4 protein-coding genes are annotated in these 2,882 nt (G+C 47.3%); 1 reads left to right on the top strand and 3 read right to left on the bottom strand.

Features of this window, described 5'->3' with window-relative positions; genetic code table 11:
- Positions 1-768: DEAD/DEAH box helicase family protein (locus tag Q8K48_02165; protein ID MDP1851204.1), on the bottom strand; the 768-nt coding region annotated here is incomplete at its 3' end.
- Between the two features lie 9 nt (positions 769-777).
- Positions 778-1,368, bottom strand: coding sequence for a dephospho-CoA kinase (gene coaE, locus Q8K48_02170; GenBank protein ID MDP1851205.1), 591 nt, complete (start codon positions 1,366-1,368; stop codon positions 778-780).
- Positions 1,369-1,524: 156 nt separating this feature from the next.
- On the opposite strand from coaE, the gene Q8K48_02175 reads away from it, so the two are divergent.
- On the top strand, positions 1,525-1,911 hold the full coding sequence (locus Q8K48_02175) for a hypothetical protein (protein ID MDP1851206.1): 387 nt from the start codon (positions 1,525-1,527) through the stop codon (positions 1,909-1,911).
- 100 nt (positions 1,912-2,011) lie between these two features.
- Here the strand turns inward: Q8K48_02175 and Q8K48_02180 are convergent.
- Positions 2,012-2,882, bottom strand: an 871-nt coding sequence (locus Q8K48_02180; GenBank protein ID MDP1851207.1) for a S1 RNA-binding domain-containing protein, incomplete at its 5' end; no start/stop codon positions are given.

The following is a 2,882-nucleotide window of genomic DNA, read 5'->3' on the forward strand; positions in this document are numbered from 1 at the left end:
GTGAGTTGCTGGAAAAATATACATCTCCGTTTCATCCCGAATTATTTCGCCAGTCAGTGGGTGCAAAGTTGAGATTTTTTCAATCTCATCTCCAAACATCTCAATGCGAATTGCCAGCTCTTCATACATTGGAATGATTTCGATGGTGTCGCCCCGAACCCTAAAAGTTCCTCTTTCAAATGCAACGTCATTGCGCTTGTACTGTACGTCAACAAATCGTCGCAGTAGTGCGTTGCGTTCTATCTCATCCCCTACTCGAAGGGTGACCATGCGATCTATGTACTCCTGAGGGGTACCAAGTCCATAAATACATGAAACCGTTGCGACGACGATGACATCCCTACGTGTTAAGAGCGAATTAGTCGCCGAGTGGCGCAAACGCTCGACTTCGTCGTTAACACTCGAATCTTTCTCGATGAATGTATCGGTCTGCGGAACGTAGGCCTCTGGCTGGTAATAGTCATAATAGGAAACGAAGTATTCAACGGCGTTATTGGGCAGTAGTTCGCGAAACTCATTGGCTAACTGAGCAGCTAACAGTTTATTTGGAGCTAAAACAAGAGTAGGTCGCTGAAGTTTTTCAATGAGCCACGCGGTGGTGGCCGACTTTCCAGTACCCGTTGCACCGAGAAGTACTACATCCTGCTCACCTGCAGCAAATCGTCGAGCAATTTCAGCTATCGCTTCGGGCTGATCTCCTGCCGGAACAAAATCGCTTACAACTTGAAATGGCTCGACTGTTCGTTGTAAATCCGATATCGGGCGCATTGGATAATTCTAGTTAGATGTGTGGGTTAATCCATCCCAAATATTTTCCACTTGACGAAGCAAATCATCCTTAGAGCCACTGTTTTCTATGACGAAGTCGGCGATGGAAACCCTCTCCTCGAGTGAGGCTTGTGCGGTTATGCGAGCCTCAATCTCCGAAAGGTGTAACCCTTTTTCTCGCAATCGCTCAATACGCTTGTCCATCGGTGCCTCAACCGTTATAACGCTTTCAAAACGATTTGCGCCGCCGGTTTCAAAGAGAAGCGGAATCTCATAGACCAAAGTTTGATTTCCGCTCAGAGAGAGAACCGCTGCCTCGAACTCGCTTCGTACCCACGGATGAATAATCGCCTCTAACGCAGCTTTTTTAGTCGGATCTTTAAACACTAACTCACCCAAAGCGCGACGATCTATCTCGCCATTTTTCAAAATCGAATCACCAAACATTGCAACAACTTCATCGAAACCTTTCGATCCACGTTCAATAGCTGCGCGCGCTAATTGATCGGCATCAATAACTAACGCTCCGAGATCTGCGAAATATTCAGCCGCCAGAGATTTACCACTTCCAATTCCGCCCGTTAAGCCTATGACTCGCACAGGCCAACGATACCGCCTGCCTGGACTTGGAGTAGAGTCTCATGTGACGGATCTCCAGGCGTCTTGTAGTGCCACTCTAAGTCCAATAATAATATCGCCCTCCGTTATCGATATGGACAAGTAATCCATTCATTCACATTTGGGAGGAGAGATGACATGAAGCGACAACTGACATGGAAGAGAATCTCTGTAACTATATTGGGCGCAACGTTAGTAGTGGTAGCAGCAGGTTTGGTTCTCACATTTGCAATAAGCAGGACACCAAATGTTGATCTCACCGTCATGGTGTTTCAGCCTGTGCCTTTTGACCTCATGACGCATTGTGGCATCGATGAACTAAAGGCCGATGGCAGATACTTCCAACGTGTCGGAGGAATCCTCGACGATGGCTCTCACAATCCACCACCTGGCTGGGACAATCCTTCTCAGCACGGAACATTGACCATCACAGGTGAAGTTGCAGTGTTTCGTGACAAGCAAGGACATGTCGAAACATTCAAGGTCAGGTCGGGTGCCACCGAATTTTTGAGCATATGCGACTGACTCGCATGCGCCACAGGTAAGTGACAAAAAGAAAAATCCCCGCAAGTTAAACGGCTTTAGCGTTTTAAACCGTGAAACTGCGAGGATTCCCACTCAAACTTTATTCTGCGGCAACAACCTCTGGCGCGGTTTCAGCAACACCATCTTCTGGTGTAGCGGCTGCATCTGCGGCCTTAGCTTCGGCCTTTTGTTTCTTATGTGCTAAGAAACGCTCTTGAGCTTGGGTGTATTGAAGCTCCCACTCTTCGCGCTGCTTTTCATGTCCTGGCTTCCACTCTTGGGTCTCAGAGTCAAAACCTTCTGGGTAGATGAAGTTTCCTTCTGCATCATAGCGAGCGGCCATTCCATATTGAGTTGGATCAAAAGCTTCGATCTCGATCTCATGTCCTTCATTAGCTTGCTTAAGTGAAAGTGAGATGCGACGACGCTCTAAATCGATATCGATAATCTTTACAAAAAGCTCATCGTCAACTGCAACGACCTGCTCTGGAATCTCGACATGGCGCTCGGCCAACTCGGAGATGTGAACAAGACCTTCAATGCCCTCATGGACACGGATGAAAGCCCCGAATGGGACAAGCTTTGTGACCACACCTGGTACAACTTGGTTGATTGTGTGTGTACGAGCAAATGCCTGCCATGGATCTTCCTGAGTTGCTTTGAGTGAGAGAGATACACGCTCGCGCTCGAAATCTACTTCAAGAACTTCAACGGTTACTTCATCGCCAACTTCAACAACTTCTCCTGGATGATCAATGTGCTTCCATGAGAGTTCAGAGACGTGAACAAGTCCATCTACTCCACCTAAATCAACGAAAGCACCAAAGTTCACGATCGATGAAACGACACCTGTGCGAACTTGACCCTTTTGAAGCTGATTAAGGAATGTCGTGCGGGACTCTGATTGAGTCTGCTCGAGGAAGGCACGACGAGAAAGAACTACGTTATTACGGTTCTTATCTAGTTCAATA

The sequence above is a fragment of the Candidatus Planktophila sp. genome (assembly GCA_030681675.1).
Taxonomy (GTDB): domain Bacteria; phylum Actinomycetota; class Actinomycetes; order Nanopelagicales; family Nanopelagicaceae; genus Planktophila.